This window comes from Rhizobium etli 8C-3 (assembly GCF_001908375.1).
In the GTDB taxonomy this organism is placed as follows: Bacteria; Pseudomonadota; Alphaproteobacteria; order Rhizobiales; family Rhizobiaceae; genus Rhizobium; species Rhizobium etli_B.
In genome coordinates this window covers 268,514-290,940 of the sequence record NZ_CP017242.1, presented here as the reverse complement: position 1 = coordinate 290,940, position 22,427 = coordinate 268,514, and the positions used below count along the sequence as shown (strand labels likewise).

Below are 22,427 nucleotides of genomic sequence, written 5' to 3'. Positions count from 1 at the left end.
AGCTGCAATGTCAACGAATAGACCCTGTTCTCGATATAAGCCAAGCCTTGCCGTGAACCAATATAGATGACTGTAGTCATCCATTCGCACAGGCTTCGCCAAGCCGAGCGAAGCGAGGTAAGCTTGGCGAAGTCAAGCAAATGGATGACTACAGTCATCTATATCCTGCCGTCGCCGTTGAATGGCCAGTGCCCAGCGCCTTCAGCATCGGATGCACGGAGACTGGCCACGGCTTGCTTTTTAAGTATGAGCGCGCTGGTAGCCGCCGGCCGCTCGATGACGTCAGGCCAGTCCCGCACCCCGCTGCGGGCAACGTCAGCAATCTGCGGGCAGCGCTTCAGGAAATCCCTGAGCTGACATCGATCCCCTTTCCGTTCGGGCGCAATTACCTGCCGGGATTTTCCTATCGCACTCCCTAGCGCTTAATCAGAAGTAAACTCCGTATTCGAATTCTGAATCCGAAACCCGAAATGAGAGACATCGGCGCTCACTTCTTCTCCCTAAAGTACGGATAGATGGGCCTCTCCAACTCACCCACAGGCACGAGCTAGCCGCGCCGCGAGCGCCTACAAAGCTCCACCCCCGTTGGGCTGCGATCGTCTTGGAAGTGTCGCGCAGATAGAGGGTGATCTCCATGCGCAGCGCCACGACGACGCGCGCTTCCTCCCGTATAGTATCGGCCGGGCGAAGATCTCGCCGACCGCCGCCCCAGCGGCGCGAGATAGAAGCCGAAGGCATATGCACCGTGCCGCAATCGTCGCGCAGGCAGAAGCGCTTGCCGTTCGGGCTGTCGCGTCTCAGGATCAGGCCGGCCTCCACCAACACCACCAGATAACGCCTGAGCGTTGTCGGCGACATACCGCGCGAGCGGACCGAAAGCTCGGCGTTGGAAAGACGAGATCGCCGCCCGCCCGTCGAGTTCCGGTTCCTATGGAAGCTCGCCAGCGCCTCCAGCGCGGTTATGGCGCGGTCGAAAGGCCGTAAGCGGCGCGCGAGTCGGTCAGCGCGCGCATCATCTGCCGCAAGCTACGGCTGACGCGTTCGATGGTGCGGCGTCGGGAAAATTATCGCGACTAGCAGGCTGTTGAAAAAGGCCCTGGCGCATAGGCTCTGGTCGTGGTTCACTCACTTATGGCGATTTGGAGCTGATGGATGCGCGGCGGCGATGTGAGGACAGGCGAACTCTTCGGCTATGTCGATCTAGAGGATCGTGTTCGAAAAGATCATCCTCTACGGGCCATCCGGCAGATCGTGAACGAAGCGCTCCACTGGAACGAGATTTTGCAGCGCTTTATTCACCGATCGGACGGCTGTCGATCGCGCCTGAAAAGCTTCTTCGTACCATGCTTTGCAAGCCTTCTATTCGATCCGTTCTGAACGACTTCTGACGGCTCGGACAATCCGCCATCGGATGGCGGCGGTCGCAACGCGGAGGCAGACTTCCATGGCGAAAAGCGTTCCAATGAGACCTATGCATCAACGACCGATCCGGATGCAAAGCTATATAGGAAGGGAAAAGACAAGGAGGCTAAGCTGTGCTTCATGGGCATGGGTTGATGGAAAACCTCCATGGTCTTCTGGTCAATGGTTATCTGACGGAGGCAACCGGATATGCCCGAAACGCATCGCAGCTCTTCACATGATCGAACCCTTCTGCGACCGGCCACAAGCGATCACCCTGGGTGCCGACAAGGCCTATGACACAAGGGACTTCGTCCAAGATTGCGGTCGATGAAGGTGACGCCCCATGTGGCGCAGAACATTAACGGTCGCCGCTCGGCCATTGACGGGCGGACGACGCCATTGCGGCTATCGGGTCAGCTTGCGCATCCGCAAGCGCATCGAGGAGGCATTTGGCTGGATCAAAACCGTCGCGGGGCAAGATAAGACGAAGTTCCGCGGGCGCGACCGCATCGGATGGGCTTTCACCTTCGCGGCCGCCGCCTACAATCTTGTGCGGCTGCCGAAGCTCATGACGGAGACAGGCTGATGGCAAGAGTTTCTCCCTTCGCCAAGGCCTTCGCCGGTCGTTGGCGCATCGTCGAGATGGACAACTGGGACAGCGAGGTCCTCGATCTCGTCGAAGAGGCACATCTGACATTCCAAGGCACGGCGGACGGCGAAATCGCCTTCGTCGCGCTCAAGGGCTTTCTCGATGTCCGCTACGGCGCACGTGACGGATCAGTCTGTGCGGAGTTCTCATGGGAGGGACACGACGAGAGCGACCCGGCCTGTGGCCGCGGATGGGCTGCTCTCGGCTCCGCCGGACGCCTTGTTGGGCACTTCTACGTCCACAACGGAGACGATTCAGGCTTCGTCTGCGAACGCGAATAACTTCTTCAACGGCCTGCTAGAGCAGATCCTGTTAAATCTGGGTAATATCCTGCGGCCCTGAAGTTTGCGCAATCTGCCGGCGTGAATCGGTTGATCAGGGCGCTGACCGCGTCGCATAAAGTATCGATCTTCCGCTCTGACCGGCGCCGTAACATGGCTTTCAATTTGGAGAATGCGTCGATGGGATTAGAATCCAGACTGTAGGCCGGCAGAAACATGAGCTTGGCGCCGGCGCGCTCTATGACATCGCGCACACCCGCAGTTTTCTGGGCGGGCAGATTATCCATGACGACAACGTCACGGATCTGAAGGGTCGGCAGCAACACCTGTTCAACATATGCCAGGAAGGCATTGCCGTTCATCGCTCCATTGTAAACAAACGGCGCGGTCATTCCCGTAAGGCGCAGCCCGCCGGTGAACGTTGGTGTTTCCAATGGCCGTGCGGCACGCCAGCTCGACACCGCTCGCTCGAATTGCACGTCCGCGCAGGCCTGCATCGAAGACCGCGGTCGATTCAGCATCGGCGAGGTCAGGACGCGCTCGCCGACAGCGAACGCATGAAGCCGACGATATGCGCCTGCGGCCCGTCGGCCGGCTCGAAGCGAGTGACTAGATAGCGTAGCAAATCGAAATTCAGCGTGCCGCCGGCATTGCGTACCACCAAGAGAAGATCCGCCGTCACGAACAGGAAACTGGTTCTTCGGGGCTATGTCCAGCATCTGCGAATGCACCGTGACGATCACCGACTTCGGAGCGCAGAGCGCCGACGGGGTGAGATAGCCAAGCTGCGGTGGGCAGGCGATCACCAGGATATCGTAATCGTCGACGACGGTGGAAGTGGATCGAGATCGATGGCGAGAATCCGGCGGCCGGACAAGGCCAAGTGCTGCGCAAGATGCACCGCGTAGGTTGTCTTGCCGGAGCCCTCGAAGCTGGCGACGGGAGATGACCGGCAGCCCGTTCCCCGCTTCCGGGTTGCGGCGCGGCAGCTAGCTGGGCTCGCCATACAAATTCGCAAAAGGAAATTACCGGCGGACGGGCGCCGGGAAAAGCGGCGGCGCGTAAAAAGAAAAGGCGCCAGCTTCACCGGCGCCCGTAAAGTATAGATCGTCGTGCCCATTATCCGCGACTGTCACGTTGACGCCCATCCTCCCGCCCAGGGAATCTATCCCTTGCAGCAGCGACGCCAGCTCCACTGAAAAGCGACGGAAGGCGTGCTGACTCTGGCGGCATGGTTGCAGCCGGCTCCGGCCGCATTCCTATTGTCTCCAACAAGTCGTTCATCGTTCTTTTGCCTTGTTGAGGTAAAAATGACGAGGGCTGTGAGTTCTGGATCGGCATCGTTCCACCAGTGGTCGATGTTCCTGAGCCCGTGACGCCGGACGCCTTAGACGCCTTATCTGTGATGGGAGCGGGCTTCTCCTGTGACAAGAGCCTTACGGGCGACTGCCCCGCCAAAGCCAGAAAGGTGCTGACATCCGGTTGTTCCATCTTCGGTTCGCCACGGCTTCTACCTTGTTCAGGTGCTTTCGGCAGAACTTTGGGCATCGATGGCAAGCTTTTTTCGCCTTCCTGTGAACGGCCGATTACGTCGAGCGCGGGAGGGTTGGGCAACGGCTTTTCCTCAAGCTGTCGCCGCTGCTGGTTTTCGCGCCACTTTTGCTGCTGTTCCTCGGTCAGCGCTCTTATTTCCACCCTCGGCTTGCCGAAACCCCGCCTCTCGATGCGCATATAACGACCACCACCAAGGATCTTGACCTTCCCGGGCAACTGGGATCCGCTGAAGATTCTCGGGCTGCCTTGCAAAGCCCCGCTGCCCTTGCCATCGAGCTTCTGGCGAGCAACTTCCACGCCCATGCTATCGAATTCGGACTGATATTTTTTTAGACGGCGGCCAAAATGTGGCTTGACGATTGTGGTCGCTGACTTACGGTCAGGCGACATGGTCGTCTGAATGTCGCTGCGGAGGCGATGTCCTGTGCTGGCAAGTTGCGTCATGGCGCCGGTCTCTTCATCGCGCTCGAATACATCCATCCTCTTTCCGCGCTGCACGACCAGTCGCCGCTTGCCATGCTCGTCGGCGTCGGAAAGCGTACGCGTTTCATATGGAGACCGGAACTCGGTTTGAATAAGCCGGCCTTTTGTGTCCCTTTGCCATACATCGAGATAGTGTAACCCGCGCTGCGTCGTTTTCTTGACGAGCTGTCCGCTTTCGTTGAACTCCCGGACAATAAGCCTATTGCCTCGCTGTTTGGTGAGGCGTGCGACATAGGACCTCGGCTTTTCCCCAGGTTCGGTCGGTGTTGTTAACTTGATACCCTTGTAGGTCCGTCCGTTGGGCCGTCTCTTTACACGAACCAGCATGTCCGGGTCGACTGCCGAACCATAGTGCTTCCGATTTCCCCAAAAGGTGCTAAAAAGCTCTTCCTTTCGCTCCTTTTCGGAAAGGCTGCGGAACATATTCATCTCCGCATCGTAGCTCTTCTGCTTTTTCTCCGAAGGTTGATAATGATCCAACACCTCCCGCTCCCGCAGCGTTTCCCGAAATGCGGCAATGGCAAGCCTAGCTTCATAACGGTTTGCCGCCTTCTTCCTAAAGTACGGCTTGATTGGCTTGTCGCGCATACCTGTTTTTTTCAGGGGCATGATGAGACCTTTTTGGTGTTCTTACGGTGCGGCTCGGGCGGCACGAAAAGGAACCGCATCGGGCTTTGCTGCAAATAACGAGCGGTTTTCAGGATATATCGTGGCCGCTATTGCGGCTGCCCGTGTCACGGCTGTCGTACACTCGTGGAGGGTTGGGCGTTGGCGCGGGTGTATTTTGTTGCAGTGGAAATGAATTCATCATGCCCGCCTGCTCAGGCGAAACGTCGGCGGCGTCCCCCATATCGATACTGCCGGCCGTCGAACCTCGTCTGTCGCGCGGACTGGGCGTTGCCTGCCGATTATTCTCTAAAGCTGCTTTGAAGCTCTCGATTCCCCTGCCAGCATTCCGGATGTGCCCCGGCATGGCGAGAGCGTGGAACGTCTCCGTCCGGGCAGGCGTTGCCCTGGTATGGTCACCGGTATAGAAAGCCCGAACGGCATCGAAGCCGGACTCGGGCATAGCCTCTTTGCCGCCATAAGAGGACATAACACGCTGTGATCCACCGATGCCGCCCTGTTTGCCAATAACGGTCAGGGTGATTGACGACAGAGGATAGGCTTTCATGCGTTCCTGCGGCGTCAGGTCCTTTGTCGCGTCGATCAGAGCCGGGTCGTCCAAGGGTACCATCGCCCCCGCGAACCAGGCACGCGCCGGCGGCTCGTGTCGATAGCGATCAAAACGCGCCGTGTTCTCTGCCTTCGTCAGCTGCAGCCGGTCTTTCTCACCCGCTTCCAGCGAGGCCCAGGAGCCGGTATACATGCCGTGGTTGCGTGCGATATCCTGCAGATAAGTCGGATATTGCGCATGAACCGTTTCGATAGGATCCCAGTTGTTGCCATGAACGTTACGGACATTGATCGGAATGTTCCTATAGGTCTCATCCGGTCCCGGTCCCGTTCGCAATTTTTCTGCTTCGAGAGAGCCTGGCATATGCTGAAGGACGAGGTCGGCGTCGAACTGTCGACCGTTTTTGAACGTGACGAGAACCTCCGGGATTCTGTCACTAACGGATTCGCTCGTTCGTCCCTTCAATCTTTTGTCTGCGACGCCCCATTCTTCTTTATGCAGATCAATAAACTCGCTGGAGTGGCTGACATTTGTGCTTGCGGTAACTGCAATACGCGGAACGCCGACGATATTCCCATCGTCGTCGCTCACCGCGTAAACTCGTTTGAGCGACTCGATGGTTACTCCATCGCCCTTTTTTCGCCAGAGATACACGACGCCATCGTCGTAGATTGCCTGAGCATCACCCTTAAAGGCGCCGGTCGCAATCTGGTTCTCATAAGCATGGCTCTGCAGGCGCTTGGTGCCATCGGGCATCAGCTGAAACTGTTCCTCCCCGCGCAATTGATAGCGATTTTTCTCCTTTCCGTCACTGTCCGAGAATTTCCCCTGCGCTACCCTCTTGGGCCATAAATCGACCGGAACGTTCTGCTCTCGGAGGATTTTCCTTGCCTCGTTGCTTGCATCCTTACCGCTCAGCTTAGCCGTACCGGCATCGTTCCAGATATGCTGGTCAAGCAGGGGCGCAGGAATCAGGTTGCCATGTTTATCCTGGAGCTCGATTTGCAGGTTCCGCGCCTGGTTCTTCGACACAGGGCCGAAGTCTTTCGGTCGCCGGCCGATATAGTCTTCTCCATCGACGGAGGGAATCGAGATGAAGACTTTCATGTGCCTTTCGTTGATCTGAACCGGCTGGTCATCCCTCCCAGTACCGCCTAGAGCCATCGATTTAAATCGCTCGCCAATTTCGTCTGTTGCATCCATTGAATAGAATCCTTTTAAATGTGTAAATCCATTATTTATTCATTATTTCTTGATATTGAGTTTTGACGAATTCCATCTCTTCTTGAGCAATATCATCGTAATCATAGTGATCTTCGAAATATTCTTCAGGGCTTACGGCTTCCTGTTTGTCGTCTTTTAAATCCCTAAGATTTTTAGTGATTGAAATTTTCTCTTTCATATTCAATTTATCTGTCCTTTTCTGTCAATTTGTTGTGGGATCCGGGTATTAATGCGTATTATATTTGGATCACCTTGCCAATATCAAGCATCGTACGCACCGCTGTTACAAATGAAGCTCTAATCTTAACAAGCGCTGCTGCTTGCGTTCGAAAGTCGCACACGCGAGGTCGCATGGACTCGTTTCAGCGCATCGGCGATAGCGCCGGCCAGGCGGCGCGAGTTGATCGGCCGTTTGAGAACGTGGTGGGCGCGCGATTTCGTAGAATCTGCCTCGATACTTGCCTTGCCTTCGCAAAGATAGAGAACCGGCAGATCACGGAAAAGTTGGGCCGTATTTCGGATCATCTCATCCTCGTCGCCGACCACGACGACGACGAGGTCCGGAACATCTCCGCTCGCCACAAGCTCCTGCATTTCGGCGACCGACGTGACGCCCAGAGGTTCATATCCGAGGGCAGCGAGCTTTTCCTCCCACATCTGCAGCGACTCGGCATCAGCGTCCACGATCGCCACCAGCTCGCCATTGCCTCGCGGGATCTCCGCAATCTTTTCCGGCACCTTCATCGGCACGACGACACTATCGACACGGGGGAAATACAATTCGAAACGCGTACCCCTGCCGACGATGCTGGCGACATGCATGGCGCCATGCAGCGACTGGACGGTGCCGAGGACGACGGAAAGGCCGAGCCCCGTGCCACCTTGGGCGCTCTTTGTCGTGAAAAACGGTTCGAAGATACGCTTCAGCTGGGCCGGCGCGATGCCCGGCCCGGTATCCGTTACACTGATGCGGACGTAGTGGCCGGGCTGCAGGTGGCCGTGGGACAGGGAATAGATTTCGCCGACGCCGATCTCATCGATCGCCAGCTTGATGCGGCCTTTCCCGGCAATTGCCTCGCTGGCATTCTTGCAGAGATTAACGATCACCTGCTGCAATTCGATCTCGCTGCCCGAGATGGCCAGACCCGCCGCGGGCAGAGCGGCTTCCAGTTTCACGGCGGGATTGACGCACATTTCGACGACCGGCAGCATCTCGCGCGCGGCGTGAACGGCGTCGAACGGCTGCGGCTGGTTGCGGCGCAGGCGACTGAAGGCCAGCATCTGATCGATCACCAGCTTGGCCCGCCGTCCCGATGTTATGATATGCTCGACATATAGCCGTGTCTGAAGGCCGGACTTCAGATTGTTGGCCGCCATCTCCGCATACCCCATAATTGCCATCAAAATATTGTTGAATTCGTGCGCGACCCCGCCGGCAAGCGTCCCCACGGCCTCCAGGCGCTGGGTTTCCTCAAGCCGACGGTCAAGCTCGTCGAGTTCGGCAAGCCGGTCGTGCTTCTCGATGGCGAGCGCCAGAAGGTCCGTTGTTATACGCAGAATCTGCGCGTCTGTCCTGGAGTTCCAGTTGGCCGGTTGACACTCCGCAACCAGCAAGATCGCACGCCGCGCGTGCAGGGTGACCATGGACGCGACGGCAAGCGGCCCCTGGCCGGAACGGCGCAACCTCGCAAGCCCCATTGCCGGCATGCTGCGCCGCCACATCACTAGATCGGCGGGCGTGGATGGATGCGTTCGGATATCGGCGATGAAGTCATCGAGAAGCGGATGTCGAACCTGTGAGATCGAATTGGCGCCGTAGACGCTATCAATGGACCAGGTGATCGGATCGAGACTGGCAAGGCACACCGCCCCGAACCCCAGAACTTCCGCCATGCGCATCAAGGCATCGTCCATCACCGCCGGAAATCGCTCCGGCTCGAGGGAGAGGCGGGTCATAGCGTCGTTCACCGTCTGCTCGACATGGAGGCGCCAGCGAAGATTGTCTGCGCTAATCTTGAGATGAATCGCGAGATAGATGGCATAGGCGCAGGAAGCGAGCGATATAAGCGCCAGCACCAGCCGGATGTCCGAGACCCAAGAATTGATCCTGCCGAACTGCGCGAGATATTCCCCGCGCAGCGCGTGAGTGCCGCCCAGTGCATTGGTAGCCTGCGTCCGCCCAACGATCTCATCGACGGTCGGCAGCAGCCTGAGAACGAGAAAGCCGTGGTCGAGCAGCGATTTCTTCAGGTCCTCGGCGCCGGGAGAGGGCACCGCGCGCAACGCCGTCAGCCTCTCGTGGATGACGAGCGCCAGACCTGTATCCTGGGAAATCTGGTACTGCCACATCTCCTGGCCGAGTTGCTGCATATCTGCCGACGGCGTGCGACCTGAAGTCTCCTCCCGCAGACGCATCTCCTTCAGCGCTTGAATGAAAATCCTCAGCGAATTCTGGATCAGCGCATTACTGGACTTGAATGTTTCCATCGTGGCTGCGTTTGTGTCGATCGCGTCGGCGACCGTGTCGAGCTTCCAGCGCAGGTCCGTCAAATTGCGCAGGGAGAACGATCTCGACAGCGAGTTTATATGCTGCAGCTCGTCGCGCATCTCGTTGATCGCGACACCGAGAGAATCATAGTTCTTCAAGAGCCCTGAGCGGGCCTGCAGCACATCGCGCTGCATCGCCGCGTACGCGATATCGATATTCCTGAGCGCGTCCAGAATGGCCCGATGGTTTTCCTCGTTCGGCCCCCGCCCAAGCGCCAGGATCATAGAGAGCAGGCCGGCGACCAGGAGAATGGCGATCCTCATCGGTCGCGACGTTTTGATCGTGGTTGAGGCACATTGGGCACGTTGCCGGTCAGGCTCTCCAGAAACGCCCTCAACGCGGCGATATCGCCCGGCGACAAGTAACGCCCAAGCTGCAGGAGACCCATCTGTGAGACCGCCTCGGTCAAATCCGGCGTGCGGCCGTCATGGAAATACGGCGCCGTTTTCGCGACGTTGCGCAGGCTCGGAACGCGAAAAGGCCTCCTTTCTTCATCCTGATCGGTAGCCACGTCCACCGGGCTCTCCCGAAAATCACGGTTGTTGTCGTTGAATATTCCCAACCTTTGAGACATGTTGCCTCCAATGTTCGAACCTTGGTGACAGGATGCGCAGCCGTAGTCCTTGAAGAGCCCGTAGCCCTCGATCTGCTGGGGCGTCAGGGCGGCCAAATCACCGCGCATGTACCGGTCGAATGGCGCACCCGGCGTACGCAGCGAAATCTCGTAGGCGCCAAGCGCATCAAGCACGGCTTCCCTCGTCGGCGGCGAACCATAAGCTTCCCGAAAAGCGTCCCCATAGCCTTTCGAGCCGTCCAGCTTTGATACCAAATCGTCCCATTGCGCGCCCATAAGGTTTGGATCAAGAAGGACCTTCTCGTTCTGCTCGACGAGGGACCTGAGCGAGCCGCGCCATCCAAACATGTGATTGTTGGCCACGTTGAAGATTGTCGGCACATTGAACAGGGGTTTGCCGTCCACCTTCCCAGTGGGCCGAGGCGTCCGCATCGTGCCACCAGCCGCCGGATCATGGCAGCTGGCGCATGACATTTGGTTGTCGGATGAGAGTATGGGGTCGAAGAACAGGCTCTGTCCAAGTGCCACTTTGCCCGCATCGAGACGATCGATTTCAGGCAACGGCGCAACGGGTTCGTTGCGATCAAAACCAAGCGAAGGTTCAGACAGAGCAAAACACAGTCCCATCGCCACAGCAAGGGAACGGCGGGACGGCTTCATTGTAGCCGCACCCGCGCCCCTTCGACATTGACATCGGCATCGAAAATATAACCGGCGCCGCGTTCCGTGCGAATGTATTTCGGGCTGGATACGCTCTGTTCCAGCTTGCGTCTCAACCGCAGGATCAACACATCGACGCTCCGATCATAGATCTCCTGGTCATAGATGCGCGTCGCCAGAAGCAGCTGCTCGCGCGAGAGGATCTGCCGCGGCGCGTTGAGGAATGCCATCAGCAGATTGAATTCGCCGGCCGTCAGCTTGATGTTTTCGCCGGACGGATCGGTCAGGCGACGATGCCGCGTGTTCACGCGCCAGCCGTCGAACGTGAAGATCTTGTTGGGTGCGGATCCCTTCCGCTCGGGCTTCTCGCGCATCGCGACCTTGACGCGAGCCAAAAACTCCGTAAGGCCGAAAGGCTTGGTGATGTAGTCGCTGGCACCGAGCTCGAAACCGATCACCTTGTCCGTTTCGTCAAGGCGATCGCCACTGATGATGATGATGGGGATATCCGATTTGCTGCTGAGGTTACGCACGATCTGCAGGCCGTCCTCCTGGCCAAGGTTCAGATCGACGATGACCAGATCGGCTTCTTCCGCCGACATCTGCCGCGTCAGCTGGCGGCTGTTTTCAACCGCTTTCGCTTGGAAAGCATTCTGCGAGAGATAGTCGACCAGCAAATTTCTCATCGAGCTGTCATCGTCAACAACAAGGATGTTCTTCATGGCTACTCCTTAAACATGCGCAGATTTGACTGCAGGGAGACAGCCGGGAGGTTATGGAGTGACCCGATGTGCGGCAACGTGCGCATGGCGCATGGCGCAATAACGTAAACGAATGGTCGCAACTCTCGCCAGGCGCTTCCGGCTGCCATTGCCAGCGCCGTTTGGGAGGTGATCGACGTGGCTGGTTCAACGGCGATGGCGCGGCCCGGGCAACCTAAACCGTGGACACGGCGCGATGAGATTTCAATTGTAAGAATGACGGCCTCGATCTTGCCGACTTTCCGCAGCCAAGCCAGTGGCAACTCCGACGAACGCCTGTGGTCACGCTCGCTAAAATACTGTTTTCACAACGATTTTTAAAACGCAGCTTCAGAGCGACCTCTTTGACGGCGCTTCCTTTGCGCGTCTCTATAATTACATCTGCAACCCAAGTAAAGTTGACAGAATATCGTTCTGGATGGCTTTTATCTAGTTACTGAAAATATTCATAGAACTTTATATTATGTATACATTGAAAGTATTTCAGGATTTATTTCATGTCCCGATTTTTTAGTAATGAAAATGCGCAAACATCATTTTTAAGCTGCGTATCAATTTTCGCATCTGCTTCCCTCATCTTTATTCAACCGGAGCCAGTGCGCGCGACGGTGTTCGAAGAACTCGCAAACGGTGAGGTCGTCAAAATGGATGACGGGGCATCCGCCGATGCCCCGTCATCATCAAATAGCAGGGCTGTTCAGCAGGAAGCCGCGCTCACGTCCACGCGCGCCCGGTCGGAGTGGTCCAGCTCCGTTCTTTTCGACACTAACCCAGCGACTTCACAGCGGCAGGATAAAGTCGGCCAATTCACGCGCCGACAGGCTTTCGCCGCAACCGCCCCGCGGCGCATGTCCATGAATTTCAACGCGCGCCAGCAGAATATGCGCCGGATGACCGTCGCGGTTGGCCTGAACTATTCGGGGGCGGGTAGCGTCAGACGCGCACAGATCGACAGGAAGCTGTTTGCGGCGCTGTTCACAGCGATGATTCACCGCGAAAGCAATTTCAATCCCAACGCCGTTTCGCCGGTTGGCGCCCAGGGATTGGGCCAGCTCATGCCGGGCACGGCGCGCGAACTGGGCGTCGAGAACGCTTTCTCCGCCAGTGAGAACCTAGATGGCGCCGCTCGCTATCTGACGTCCATGCTGGACAAGTTCGGCTCCGCCGAGCTTGCTCTTGCCGCCTACAATGCCGGCCCCGGCGCCGTACAGAAGTACGGCGGCGTCCCTCCATACCGGGAAACCCAGCAGTACATCGCCGACATTTTTCACGCCATCGGGCGCAAGCCAAGCTTTGCCGCCGATGCGCCATCGATGCCGGCAAGGAATATCGTGGCCACCCGAGCCAATGGTTCTCTGGAACTGGCCAGCTCCCGATAGCCTAACCTAGACCTGCCACCACCAAGAAGGAAACGGAAATGGCATCGATTCAAAAATACCTTCGCGAACTAGACTACGCAAAGCTGCTCTTCGCGGCCGTCATCTTCTCCATTGCCGCGGCGGAGCCGAGCTATGCACAAAACTTCTCCGGCATCCAAAGCTTCCTGACCAATATCGTCAATGCGATCACCGGACCCATCGGCATTGCGATTTCCTCCATCGCGGTGATGGCGGTCGGCTTCTCGTTCATGACGGGCCGAATGGACTGGACGTTCGCAGTCTCCATCATCCTCGGCATCGCCATCGTGTTCGGCGCCGCAACATTCACCTCCACTCTGACGACGCTTTAATCCTGTCATTCCATAATAGATCAGAAAGTCAAGAAAATGAGGACACCTCTTTTCATCGGCCTCACCCGAGAAGTCACCTTCGCCGGTCTTCCGGTCATGTATCTCATACTTTTGATGATGATCTCGATGCTGGGATTCATCCTGACCGGATCCCTCACCTATCTCATCGTTGCTTCCGGCGTCGGATACACGGCGCTGAGGACACTTGCAGCCTATGATCCCAAGCTCATCGGAGCCTATATCTGCGCCATGCAGCAGACGCGCATGAATCCCGGCATCCTGCGTGGTGAGGAGATGGTGTATCGTGCTTGAGGCGCCTGCGACACGCGCGACAAAAAGCGTCAGGGGCAAACGGCGGGATAACAGCGCGCTGCTCGTCGGCGGCTTGCCTTATCTCAGCATCATCGACGACAAGACGCTGCTGCTGCGCGACGGTGATCTGATGGCCTCATTCATCGTTGAGGGCATCAACGCAGACACGATCGACAACCGCCATACAATGGACCTGTCCAACACCGTGTCGCGCTTCATCGCGCAGCAGCGCGCCGACGTCGCCTACTATGTTCACCGCATCTCGGTTGAGACCCGCCCGAGCATGCCGCCGATCGCAACAGATCCGTTCAGCGCGGAAATCGACCGGCGCTGGCAGATCTATCTCCAGACGATCGGTCTTCGAAACCGCATCACCATGGTGACGCTTGTGGTCCGCCCTCCGCGCAAGATCAGCAAGTTCCTGTCGCTCGTTCGCGGCAAGGACGTCCACAGCCGTGAAGAACTTGCGCTGAGGGCTGCAAGGCTCGACCAGATGATCTCAGGCTTCATGGTAAGTCTGAGCGAGGCCAAGCCGACACGCCTGAAAATCTCTGATGGCAGTTGGCTCGGCCTTCTGAAGACACTCATTTCCGGAAGCGACGCGATTGTCGTTCCCGGGCGCAAATTCCTGCCGGTCGCGGATCTCCTCGCCTCCTCGAACGTCGGTTTCCAGGGTCGCGTATTCACATACGAGGGAACAGCCAGTGAAACCCGACGCTACGGCACGATCATTTCTGTCAAGGATTATCCAAGTGAAACATATCCGGGCATCTTCGATCGCCTGAACCTCCCCTACGATACGGTCATCAGCCAGAGCTTCACGCCGATTGACCCGATTGCCGCCCAAGGCAAGATCGCGCGCGTTCGCAAGCAGATGCGCGCCGCAGAGGATGCCGCAGTTTCGCTGATGGCACAGCTCGAGGAAGCCGAAGACGACGTAGCGTCCGGCCGAGTCACCTTCGGCGATCACCATTGCAGCATCGCCGTGTTTTGCCAAAGCATCGAGGAACTAGAGAACGCGATGAGCCAGGTCAACCGCGCAATGCAGGACGCGGGCGCCGCGATCGTGCGAGAGAATTTCGCGGCCCGCGCCGTCTTCTTCGCCCAGCACCCGGGCAATTTCGCCTATCGCACCCGTCCGGCGATGATCTCGTCGCAGAACTTTGCGCAGTTCTGCGCCATGCACGGCGTCTCTAAGGGAAACCCCGTCGAGAAAAGCCCGTGGGGCGATTCCGTGACGATCCTTCCGACGGCACGGGGCGAGACTTTCCGCTTCAACTTCCATCTCGCCGGCGGCCATGGCCAGAGAACGGTCGGCCATTCCCTCGTGCTTGGCCAGACGGGCTCCGGCAAGACGCTTGGTACGGCATTCCTGCTCAGCCAGGCGCAGCGCCTCAATGCACGCACCATCCTGTTCGACAAGGACAACGGCTTCGAGATGGCCGTGCGCGCCATGGGCGGCCACTATTCAGCGGTCCGGATGGGCGAGGACACGCACTTCAATCCGATGCGGGCCGAATCCGATGCGCGCGGGGTCGCTTGGCTGATCGACTGGCTTTCCGCGCTCGCGCAGAACGATGGCGCCAGGCTGACGCCGATCCAGCTGCAGGCGCTCAGCGATGCGGCCACGGCCAACGCCACGGCAGACCCACGCCTACAGAACTTCGAGGAATTCCGCAGCCAGCTGCGCGCCACCGATGACGACGGCGACCTTTACACGCGCCTCGGTCGCTGGGACGACACCGGCCAGTTCAGCTGGCTTTTCGGCGGAAAAAACAAGGACACGCTGGCCTTCAACAGCCACATCACCGCTTTCGATCTGTCCGAGATCTTCGACAACGACATCGTGCGCACTGCTTGGCTGAGCTACGTCTTCCGCCGCATCGAGCGGCTGGTCGAGGACGAACAACCGACGATCATCGTCCTCGACGAGGCGTGGAAGCTGCTGGACGATCCCTATTTCGAGTCCCGCCTCAAGGACTGGATGCTGACGATGCGAAAGAAGAATGTCGCGGTCATCCTGCTCACGCAGCGCGTCTCGCACATCAAGAATAGCCGTGCCGGCGACGCCATTCTCGAAAGCGCCGTCACCCGCCTCGTCTATCCGAGTTCCTTCAACACGGAAGCGGAGCTGGCGCCACTCAACCTTACGCCGTCCGAAAGCGCGTTCCTGCAGATCAGCAACGTCGACAACCACCTTGTTCTCTTAAAATCCGGCAGCGACAGCGTGGTGCTCGACTTCGACCTCGGGGCCCTGGGCAAGGGACTGGGCATTCTGGGCGGCGGCCGCGGCGAAAAGGCACCTGCCGGCTGGCGAGACCGACCCGATTTTCAGATGGAGATGCTGCAATGAACCTCAAGTGGATCGCGCTCGCGATGATGCTGACGGCCCTCGCCTCATGCCAGTCCGTGCCGGCCGAGCGAAACAACAACTGCGCCTGCCTGTGGCAAGAACCCGCATTCGTCAACGTACTGGAAGGAACCGCCGTATGACCCGCTTCTTGAAAATCGCCATGCTTTGCAGCGTAGCCTGCACGACTGCAGCCCTATGGACGGCTCGCCCCGCGAACGCCCAGAGCATTATCGATCCTCTGCTGGATCCGATCATCGGCGGAGTTCCGAACAAGCCGGACGAGGCGACGGAGTCCTACGACAAGGGTGCGATCACGCAGTTGATGAAGATCGTCGAGCTGACCAAGGTCCTGGGCGGAGGCATTACCCAGCTCGTCGAAACGGTCATGAAGCAGACGGTTGCTCTTGATAGTATTCGCGACGCTCACATCGGGCGACGGGATATTCCCCTCCACAACACCGAGGAGGACGTGTTGGCCCGTGAAGGCGGGACGGGTCTGCTGGAAATGGCGACAAGCGCGCTCGACGGCGCCGTCGATGCGCCTGAAGGCGTCAAGGCGGCGCTGACCGAGTTTAGGACAAACTACAAGCTCGATGACGTGTTCGAGTTAAAGGACGATAAAGCCGTGAGCCTCGGCTTTGCGGCACGCGCATCTGCCCACGGCGCGATCGCCGCTTCCACCGCCGAGGAAAGCTACAAGCGCGCTAACGAAAGCATGACGCGCATCAGCGGCTATCTCGAGACCCTCGAAAACAGCAACGACCTCAAGACCAGCGTCGATCTCAACACGCGCGTCATGATCGAAATGACGCAACAGCTGAATGAAAGCCTTCGCACACAAGCCGCGATCGCCTCGGTCGCCGGGACCTATTACATGATCCTCGGCGCCGAGGTAGGCGGCAAGGACGGTTGGTCTAACCTTGTCAATTTCAACAGGTGATCGTCATGGGCCTTATCGTAGACGTCATGACCCACATCGATGAGACGGTGATCGAGTACGCCGAAGATGTCTTCACGGCAGTCGCCGTCCCGATGCGAAGCCTGTTGCAGGCAATGGGCCTGGTCGGCCTGATTTTCATTGCCGCGAACACGCTTATACAATTCAGGCATATTAATTATTCAGAATACATGCAGTGGGCGCTCAGATTCACCTTGATATATACATTTGCTACGATATGGGCAAACTTCAAATTAATATATGACGCCCTTACAGGACTCCCAGATGATTATGTTGCAATAATACTAAGGTATTTTATTAGCGGAATAACAAGTCATAGGGCTGACATACTTGATCCAAGCCGCATAAGCGACATGTATACGGCGATGGATGAATTCACACATGCTCTGGTCTGGATTGCGTACGACTACATAAGAGACATTTCAATATTAGACATAGGAAAAACGATAAAGCACTTGCTGATTGGTGCGGCGATACTCGTGCTCGCAGCAATTTTCACTGCTCTTTCCGCGATACTGGTGGCATTCAGCAAAATCGGTTTTGCGGTGGCGGTCGGATTGGCCCCGCTCGCCATCGTTTTCCTCATGATGGATCAGACCAAAAGCTACTTCGAGACCTGGCTGCGGTTCGCCTGCGGCTTTCTTTGCATACCTCTGATAACCGGGATGTTGATGGCTCTCGTCTTATATATAGCAAGTGAAATGCTCACGCAGTCCAACGCGGGCAGCGAGAACAAGGCTGCTTACTTCTACTTCATTTTCATGATGGTCGCAGCGATCATCATGTTATCGCAGGTGCCGACGATGGCCGCCACCTTGGCAGGCGCTTCAGTTGCAACGGTCGGTGCGAGCCTGGCAAGTGGTCGTCAAGTCTACGAGGGCACTAAGGCAACACTGACGGGCAAATCCCGGCGTACGCGCCAACGCGATCGCGATCGTGACAACGGTCGTGGCATGCAGCAAAGCGCGCAGGAAAGAGCATCTCGCCGCCAGGCGGGGCCGTCCGATCCGTACGTTGGACATCGCAGCCCAGCGAAGAAGGGCGCAATGAATCCCCACAAGGCCGCCGCCGTCACCGACGGCGCGAAAAAACAAACTCAGTCCAACGACCCCTTGGCGAATACGCCCTTCTCAGCCATCCCGGCGACAAGTCCGGCCCCCGCCCAGGGCGGTGCGAGCCAACATGCCGACCCGTATGCTGGACATCGCAGCCCGGCGAAGGAGGGTGCAATGAATCCCCATAAGGCCGCCGCCGTCACCGACGGCGCGAAAATAGGAGTTAGGTCGGACGACGCCTTGGCAAAAACACCCTCTTCGGCCATCAAGGTGACAAATCTCGCGCCAGCAACAAATAGGCGAACCAGCGCCACCCCGGTCGACGACAGAGCGATAAGTGCCGCTTCGGCAGCAAAGTGGGTAATCCCGACTTCGGCGGTCAATGAACAGGCACGCTCCACGACAGAGCGCAAGGATGACGACGAATGAAGCCGCAATTTCTGGAAAGACTCTTTCCGCGGGTCCCAGTTGAAAGGCCTGCAGCCGAGACCGATGCTCACCACGCTTTCGAGGACGAACTTTTCTTCACCCTTCGGCAGCAACGTAACGACTGGGCAAAGGTCGCCGTAGGTTCGGCCTTCGCATGCCTGCTCGCCATAGGTTGCCTCGTCATGGTCCTGCCACTGAGGGAGACGGTCCCCTTCGTCGTCATGGTCGACAAGACGACAGGGGAGGCGGAAAAGCTCGCGCAGGTTCGCCCGGCGTCTCTGGACCAGCAGGACGCGGTGCGTCAGTCCGAGCTGGTGTCCTACGTTGTTGACCGGGAGACCTACGATCCGGCTGACAACCCCGTCCGTATCCCTGACGTCATGAGGCGCTCATCGGAAAACGCCGCTGAGACCCTCTCGCAGCTGTGGTCTTCGTCGTCACAACAATACCCGCCGACAATCTACGGCAACAACACGCGCGTTCGCGTCATCGTGAAGTCCATCTCGATCAATCCCGCAACCCAACGCGGCGCCAGCGATGTCGCCCGCGTACGGATCACCAAGTATCGCGAGGAAAAAGGCCGGCAAACCGCCGAGCGCAGCTTCGTCGTTACCGTCGGCTATCTCTTCCAGCCGAAGGAGGATGCGACGCTTGCGGACATCTGGAAAAATCCGCTCGGCTTCACGGTGACCTCCTACCGCATCGACGCGGAGACTTCCGGATAGAACTGATTGAAGGATGGCTTAGATGATTCGTAAAATTACTTTTTACTTTGTTTTCTGCATTTTTTCACTCCGGCCTTCGCCGGCAATATCCTCTCGGGAACCGGCGAACCGACGGTATCCTTTCTGGCCGTTTAGCCGAAGCCAGCTTCGGTTCCCGATTTGTACAAGCTGACGGTCCAGACCTCACGGTGGGACCGTGCCCTCGGCTTCCCGGTCGTTTCGGATCGCCTGGAGGCGTCCAGCAAACAATTGCGCACAAGGAACTTCTGAATGTTGAAAAGAACTATAACAATTCTCATGGCCTGCGTCGTCGTAGTTCCGGCCCTTGCCGCTGACGAGGTTTCGACGCCCGCGGCCGCTGCCTCTCGTTCGCCTGCCGCAGTCCCCGCCAAGACCACGCATGCCCCGGCCGCCGCCGCCGATCCACGGATCAGGACCTATGCCTATGACGACAAGAAAGTGTATCGGCTCGACCTTCACTTGAAGTCGGTCACTGCGTTGCAGTTCGCCAGCGGCGAGGAAGTCCAGTCGATCCTGATCGGCGACAGCTCCTCCTGGGAGGTGGTGAAGCTGAAGAGCGGCAATGTCGTCAGCATCAAGCCGATCATCCCGACCGCGACGACGAATATGACGATCTACACCGACAAGCGCGTCTACTCGTTCGACCTGCGCTCGCACGGAGCAGCCGCTTCTGGGAACGAGAGCGCGACGCTGTTCCGGACGGTGTTTACCTATCCCGACGAGAAGAAGCCGAAGCCTGTTCAGGCCGACCCGGACATCGCCCCAGTCAACACCGACTACCTGGTGTCGGGCGCGGCCAAATTTCGTCCCGGATGGGTTCAGGACAACGGCCGACAGACGACGTTCTTCCTGCCGCCGGGAGCACAGCGTCCGGCAATCTTCAAGGTCGGTGCCGACAAGAAGGAAGAGCTCGTCAATTCCCGTACACGCGGGAACCTGGTCATCGTCGACGGCACGAGCGATTTTTGGGTGATGCGTATCGGCGACCAGTTCGTCTGCATCGGCGCAAAGAGTGCCGTCAGGCAGAAACGCGGTTTCATGAGCCGCATGGAGATTGCCGATGCGCGATAACGAACAGAACGCAAAGTCCGATAATGTGATCAATTCCGAGCGGGAACAGCAGGTGGCTGTCAGGCGCGCACGCCAGCGCGGCAGCTCCAGGGCCGCGAACATGAAACTCATCGTGACCGGTGCTCTGCTACTCACTGGCGGCCTCCTTGTGGTCGCCATCGCCGGCCCATCCGCCGCCCTGCAAATCTTCGGCGTCACGCCGGTGGAGACGCAAAGGACGTCGCAGATCGACCTCAAGGTGGACAAGGAAGCGAACGAACCGGTGAAGCTCGATTTCGTTGTTCCGGCCGATCCAGTCATCGAGAAGCCGGAAGAGGACCCCAACCGTGCCCTGAACGAAAAACTAAGGGCGCTTCAGGAGCAGATCGCGCTCATGGAACGCAACCGCCAGCCTGGCGTCTCCAACGAGCAGATCAAGAAAATGCTGTCCGACTATAACGCCTCGGTCGCTCGGCAGCTGGAAACTCAGCGCAAGGAAATGGCGGAAGAGAACGCCCGTCTCAAGGCGGAAGCCGATCAGGCAAACGAATTGCGCAGGCGCGCGGAGGAGGTTGCGCGGCAGCAGGAGGAATCCCTGAAACAGATGAAGGACCTGGACCAGAAGCAGCGCGAATCCGATGCCGTCATCGTCGATGAAGGCGAAGATGACGTTCCGCTCGACGACGATCGTGAAACCGGCGATCTCAGCGAGGAGCTCGACAGAAATAAGCGCTTTCTGAAGGCCAATGCGGACAGTGTCGTCGAAACGTCCGTTTCGGAAGATCTGACCGAACCTTCGAGCATGGTTGTCCAGGGCACGATCATCTCGGCCGTCCTGGAAACCGCGATCGACACGAGCCTGCCCGGCAGTCTGCGCGCTCAGATAACGGAGCCGGTTTACTCGTTTGATGGTTCGCGGATCATGATGCCGGAAGGCACCATCCTGATCGGCGAGTTCAACAACGACGTGAAACTCGAGCAAAAGCGCGTGATGATCGCGTGGAACCGCGCCGTGACGCCGGAGGGCAAGTCGATCGCGCTCGGGTCGATCGGAACCGACCGGCTCGGCCGCTCCGGTACGCTCGGCAATGTCGATAACCGCTACTTCAAGAAATTCGGCGCAGCCGCCCTGATCAGCACGATCACCGCCGTCCCCACCCTGCTCGAGGCGAGCGGTGGTGATTCGGATTCCGAAAACGGTTCCGGCACGAACGTGACCATCAACCCGGGGGCCGAGGCAGCAGGCGAAATCGGCAATGGGATCGGAGGTCAGGCCAGCGAGGTGCTGGGCGAGTACCTGTCGCTGCCACCCATCATCCGCGTCCCTCAGGGCGAAGAAATTCGCATTTTCGTCAACCGGGATCTTTTGTTCACATGAGCCATCATCATCAGCACCATCACAACAACAACCATCATCATGACGAACACAAGAGCGGGGTGGGGGCCAGGCATCACGACCAGCCCCCCCGCCCGCGGGAGATTTCCTACGTCGAGCAATATCTGAGCCCGCTGAAGGATTACCTAACGAACGACAGGATCAACGAAGTCGTCATCAACCCAGACGGCTCGATCTTCGTTGAGACATCGGGCGCTTCCCATATGCACGAGATAGACGTGTCACTGTCCGCGCATGCGATCAAGCGCCTCGGCGCGCAGCTGGCCGGCGAGACGCGCAACACGCTCGGCGCGCTGAACCCGATCGTTTCCGGCCGGGTCAACGTCTGGGGCTCACCACAGCGGGTACAGGTCGTGGTGGAGCCCGCGGTCGAGCATGGCGTGTCGCTGTCGATCCGCAAGTACCTGACGCGGGCGCTCGACAGCCAGCAGATCAGCTTCGTCAGTGGCGGTCAGATCCGCATCGATGACGAGCGGCGCGAGCGCCACAGCAACATTCTTGCCCTGGCTGAAGCCGGAAACTTGCAGGAGCTCTTCCGCCGGGCGATTAACGAGAACTTCAACATCCTAATCGCCGGCGGCACCTCCTCCGGCAAGACCACCGTGGCACGGTCCCTGATCGAGATGATGGATGTCAACGAACGGCTGATCACCATCGAAGACGCACAGGAACTTTTTCCGCCACATCGAAACCAAGTTGGGCTGATCTCCGACCGCAAGGCGAACTCGCCACGTATGCCCTCAAAGCTTCTCGAAAGCTGCCTGCGCATGCGCCCGGACCGAATCATCCTCGGGGAAATCCGCGGCATCGAGGCCTACGACTTTTTGGAGGCGATCAACACAGGCCATCCCGGGGCAATCACGACCATCCATGCCGATAGCCCGGCGCTGGCCTTCGACCGACTGGCGCTGATGGTAATGCGCTCGGGTGTTAGGCTGTCGCATGGCGAAATCGTCTCCTACGCCAAACGAACGATCGACCTCGTCATCCAGGTCGGCCGCCGCAACGGCAAACGCGGCGTTCTGGAAATCTACCTGCCCTCGCAGGACGAGGATCATCCATAATGGCATCGGTACAGTAAAAA

The 22,427-nt window shown here is 58.2% G+C and carries 19 protein-coding genes and 4 pseudogenes; 14 read left to right on the top strand and 9 right to left on the bottom strand.

Annotated elements, in window-relative coordinates; all coding sequences use genetic code 11:
* Positions 1-140: 140 nt before the first annotated feature.
* A complete protein-coding gene (locus AM571_RS21830) occupies positions 141-419 on the top strand; it encodes a hypothetical protein (RefSeq protein WP_074063580.1) in 279 nt (92 codons plus the stop codon).
* A 7-nt stretch (positions 420-426) separates the two neighbouring features.
* On the opposite strand, the pseudogene AM571_RS38435 reads toward AM571_RS21830, so the two are convergent.
* Positions 427-987 (bottom strand): annotated as a pseudogene (locus tag AM571_RS38435) (helix-turn-helix domain-containing protein); the annotation flags it as partial.
* A 165-nt stretch (positions 988-1,152) separates the two neighbouring features.
* On the opposite strand from AM571_RS38435, the pseudogene AM571_RS35775 reads away from it, so the two are divergent.
* Together AM571_RS35775 and AM571_RS21810 are read left to right on the top strand one after the other, a co-directional pair.
* Positions 1,153-1,990, top strand: a pseudogene (locus AM571_RS35775) (transposase).
* Positions 1,990-2,334, top strand: a complete 345-nt coding sequence (locus AM571_RS21810) for a hypothetical protein (RefSeq protein WP_074063578.1) — start codon at positions 1,990-1,992, stop codon at positions 2,332-2,334. Before AM571_RS35775 ends, AM571_RS21810 begins: the two are co-directional and overlap by 1 nt.
* A 5-nt stretch (positions 2,335-2,339) precedes the next feature.
* Here the strand turns inward: AM571_RS21810 and AM571_RS37035 are convergent.
* From AM571_RS37035 to AM571_RS21770, 8 genes and pseudogenes are all read right to left on the bottom strand, one after another.
* Positions 2,340-2,829 (bottom strand): annotated as a pseudogene (locus AM571_RS37035) (transposase); the annotation flags it as partial.
* Between the two features lie 43 nt (positions 2,830-2,872).
* Positions 2,873-3,259, bottom strand: a pseudogene (locus tag AM571_RS35770) (AAA family ATPase); the annotation flags it as partial.
* Between the two features lie 194 nt (positions 3,260-3,453).
* Complete coding sequence (locus AM571_RS21790) at positions 3,454-4,980, bottom strand: hypothetical protein (RefSeq protein WP_155774506.1); 1,527 nt, start codon at positions 4,978-4,980, stop codon at positions 3,454-3,456.
* Between the two features lie 88 nt (positions 4,981-5,068).
* A complete protein-coding gene (locus AM571_RS21785; protein ID WP_155774505.1) occupies positions 5,069-6,751 on the bottom strand; it encodes a hypothetical protein in 1,683 nt (560 codons plus the stop codon).
* A 31-nt stretch (positions 6,752-6,782) separates the two neighbouring features.
* Positions 6,783-6,956 carry a hypothetical protein gene (locus tag AM571_RS36440; protein ID WP_155774504.1) on the bottom strand — a complete coding sequence of 58 codons (174 nt, stop codon included), beginning with the start codon at positions 6,954-6,956 and terminating at the stop codon, positions 6,783-6,785.
* Between the two features lie 119 nt (positions 6,957-7,075).
* The gene (locus tag AM571_RS21780) at positions 7,076-9,583 is read right to left on the bottom strand and encodes a DAHL domain-containing protein (RefSeq protein ID WP_074063574.1); all 2,508 of its coding nucleotides are present in this window, start codon (positions 9,581-9,583) and stop codon (positions 7,076-7,078) included.
* Positions 9,580-10,554 carry a cytochrome-c peroxidase gene (locus AM571_RS21775; RefSeq protein ID WP_074063573.1) on the bottom strand — a complete coding sequence of 325 codons (975 nt, stop codon included), beginning with the start codon at positions 10,552-10,554 and terminating at the stop codon, positions 9,580-9,582. The genes AM571_RS21780 and AM571_RS21775 overlap by 4 nt, the downstream gene beginning before the upstream one ends.
* Entirely contained in the window at positions 10,551-11,276 is a 726-nt protein-coding gene (locus AM571_RS21770) for a response regulator (protein ID WP_074063572.1), read from the bottom strand. The genes AM571_RS21775 and AM571_RS21770 overlap by 4 nt, the downstream gene beginning before the upstream one ends.
* A gap of 536 nt (positions 11,277-11,812) precedes the next feature.
* On the opposite strand from AM571_RS21770, the gene AM571_RS37530 reads away from it, so the two are divergent.
* The 11 genes from AM571_RS37530 to virB11 all read left to right on the top strand — a co-directional run bounded on the left by AM571_RS37530 (position 11,813) and on the right by virB11 (position 22,407).
* The gene (locus AM571_RS37530) at positions 11,813-12,694 is read left to right on the top strand and encodes a lytic transglycosylase domain-containing protein (RefSeq protein ID WP_237358577.1); all 882 of its coding nucleotides are present in this window, start codon (positions 11,813-11,815) and stop codon (positions 12,692-12,694) included.
* A gap of 38 nt (positions 12,695-12,732) precedes the next feature.
* Positions 12,733-13,044, top strand: a complete 312-nt coding sequence (locus AM571_RS21760; RefSeq protein ID WP_074063571.1) for a TrbC/VirB2 family protein — start codon at positions 12,733-12,735, stop codon at positions 13,042-13,044.
* 36 nt (positions 13,045-13,080) lie between these two features.
* Positions 13,081-13,356 carry a VirB3 family type IV secretion system protein gene (locus AM571_RS21755; protein ID WP_074063570.1) on the top strand — a complete coding sequence of 92 codons (276 nt, stop codon included), beginning with the start codon at positions 13,081-13,083 and terminating at the stop codon, positions 13,354-13,356.
* Complete coding sequence (locus tag AM571_RS21750) at positions 13,349-15,709, top strand: DUF87 domain-containing protein (protein WP_237358576.1); 2,361 nt, start codon at positions 13,349-13,351, stop codon at positions 15,707-15,709. Before AM571_RS21755 ends, AM571_RS21750 begins: the two co-directional genes overlap by 8 nt.
* Positions 15,706-15,849 carry a hypothetical protein gene (locus AM571_RS37030; protein WP_196776344.1) on the top strand — a complete coding sequence of 48 codons (144 nt, stop codon included), beginning with the start codon at positions 15,706-15,708 and terminating at the stop codon, positions 15,847-15,849. The genes AM571_RS21750 and AM571_RS37030 overlap by 4 nt, the downstream gene beginning before the upstream one ends.
* A complete protein-coding gene (locus AM571_RS21745) occupies positions 15,846-16,649 on the top strand; it encodes a type IV secretion system protein (RefSeq protein ID WP_074063569.1) in 804 nt (267 codons plus the stop codon). The genes AM571_RS37030 and AM571_RS21745 overlap by 4 nt, the downstream gene beginning before the upstream one ends.
* A gap of 5 nt (positions 16,650-16,654) precedes the next feature.
* Entirely contained in the window at positions 16,655-18,151 is a 1,497-nt protein-coding gene (locus tag AM571_RS21740; RefSeq protein ID WP_155774503.1) for a type IV secretion system protein, read from the top strand.
* Complete coding sequence (locus AM571_RS21735; RefSeq protein WP_074063567.1) at positions 18,148-18,876, top strand: virB8 family protein; 729 nt, start codon at positions 18,148-18,150, stop codon at positions 18,874-18,876. The genes AM571_RS21740 and AM571_RS21735 overlap by 4 nt, the downstream gene beginning before the upstream one ends.
* Before the next feature lie 270 nt (positions 18,877-19,146).
* Entirely contained in the window at positions 19,147-19,968 is an 822-nt protein-coding gene (locus AM571_RS21730) for a TrbG/VirB9 family P-type conjugative transfer protein (protein WP_237358575.1), read from the top strand.
* Positions 19,958-21,325 (top strand): TrbI/VirB10 family protein, encoded by a 1,368-nt coding sequence (locus AM571_RS21725; protein WP_237358574.1) that lies wholly within the window; start codon positions 19,958-19,960, stop codon positions 21,323-21,325. Before AM571_RS21730 ends, AM571_RS21725 begins: the two co-directional genes overlap by 11 nt.
* Positions 21,322-22,407: a P-type DNA transfer ATPase VirB11 gene (virB11, locus tag AM571_RS21720; RefSeq protein WP_081377178.1), complete on the top strand. Its 1,086-nt coding sequence runs from the start codon at positions 21,322-21,324 to the stop codon at positions 22,405-22,407. Before AM571_RS21725 ends, virB11 begins: the two co-directional genes overlap by 4 nt.
* Positions 22,408-22,427 lie beyond the last annotated feature (20 nt).

Coding starts and splice junctions, on each gene's coding strand:
- AM571_RS21745 (WP_074063569.1), top strand. CDS start 15,846: ATGACCCGCTTCTTGAAAATCGCCATGCTTTGCAGCGTAGCCTGCACG.
- AM571_RS21790 (WP_155774506.1), bottom strand. CDS start 4,980: ATGCCCCTGAAAAAAACAGGTATGCGCGACAAGCCAATCAAGCCGTAC.
- AM571_RS21740 (WP_155774503.1), top strand. CDS start 16,655: ATGGGCCTTATCGTAGACGTCATGACCCACATCGATGAGACGGTGATC.
- AM571_RS21810 (WP_074063578.1), top strand. CDS start 1,990: ATGGCAAGAGTTTCTCCCTTCGCCAAGGCCTTCGCCGGTCGTTGGCGC.
- AM571_RS21755 (WP_074063570.1), top strand. CDS start 13,081: ATGAGGACACCTCTTTTCATCGGCCTCACCCGAGAAGTCACCTTCGCC.
- AM571_RS21780 (WP_074063574.1), bottom strand. CDS start 9,583: ATGAGGATCGCCATTCTCCTGGTCGCCGGCCTGCTCTCTATGATCCTG.
- AM571_RS21760 (WP_074063571.1), top strand. CDS start 12,733: ATGGCATCGATTCAAAAATACCTTCGCGAACTAGACTACGCAAAGCTG.
- AM571_RS37030 (WP_196776344.1), top strand. CDS start 15,706: ATGAACCTCAAGTGGATCGCGCTCGCGATGATGCTGACGGCCCTCGCC.
- AM571_RS37530 (WP_237358577.1), top strand. CDS start 11,813: ATGTCCCGATTTTTTAGTAATGAAAATGCGCAAACATCATTTTTAAGC.
- AM571_RS21735 (WP_074063567.1), top strand. CDS start 18,148: ATGAAGCCGCAATTTCTGGAAAGACTCTTTCCGCGGGTCCCAGTTGAA.
- AM571_RS21775 (WP_074063573.1), bottom strand. CDS start 10,554: ATGAAGCCGTCCCGCCGTTCCCTTGCTGTGGCGATGGGACTGTGTTTT.
- AM571_RS21770 (WP_074063572.1), bottom strand. CDS start 11,276: ATGAAGAACATCCTTGTTGTTGACGATGACAGCTCGATGAGAAATTTG.
- AM571_RS21785 (WP_155774505.1), bottom strand. CDS start 6,751: ATGGATGCAACAGACGAAATTGGCGAGCGATTTAAATCGATGGCTCTA.
- AM571_RS21725 (WP_237358574.1), top strand. CDS start 19,958: ATGCGCGATAACGAACAGAACGCAAAGTCCGATAATGTGATCAATTCC.
- AM571_RS21830 (WP_074063580.1), top strand. CDS start 141: ATGGATGACTACAGTCATCTATATCCTGCCGTCGCCGTTGAATGGCCA.
- AM571_RS21730 (WP_237358575.1), top strand. CDS start 19,147: ATGTTGAAAAGAACTATAACAATTCTCATGGCCTGCGTCGTCGTAGTT.
- virB11 (WP_081377178.1), top strand. CDS start 21,322: ATGAGCCATCATCATCAGCACCATCACAACAACAACCATCATCATGAC.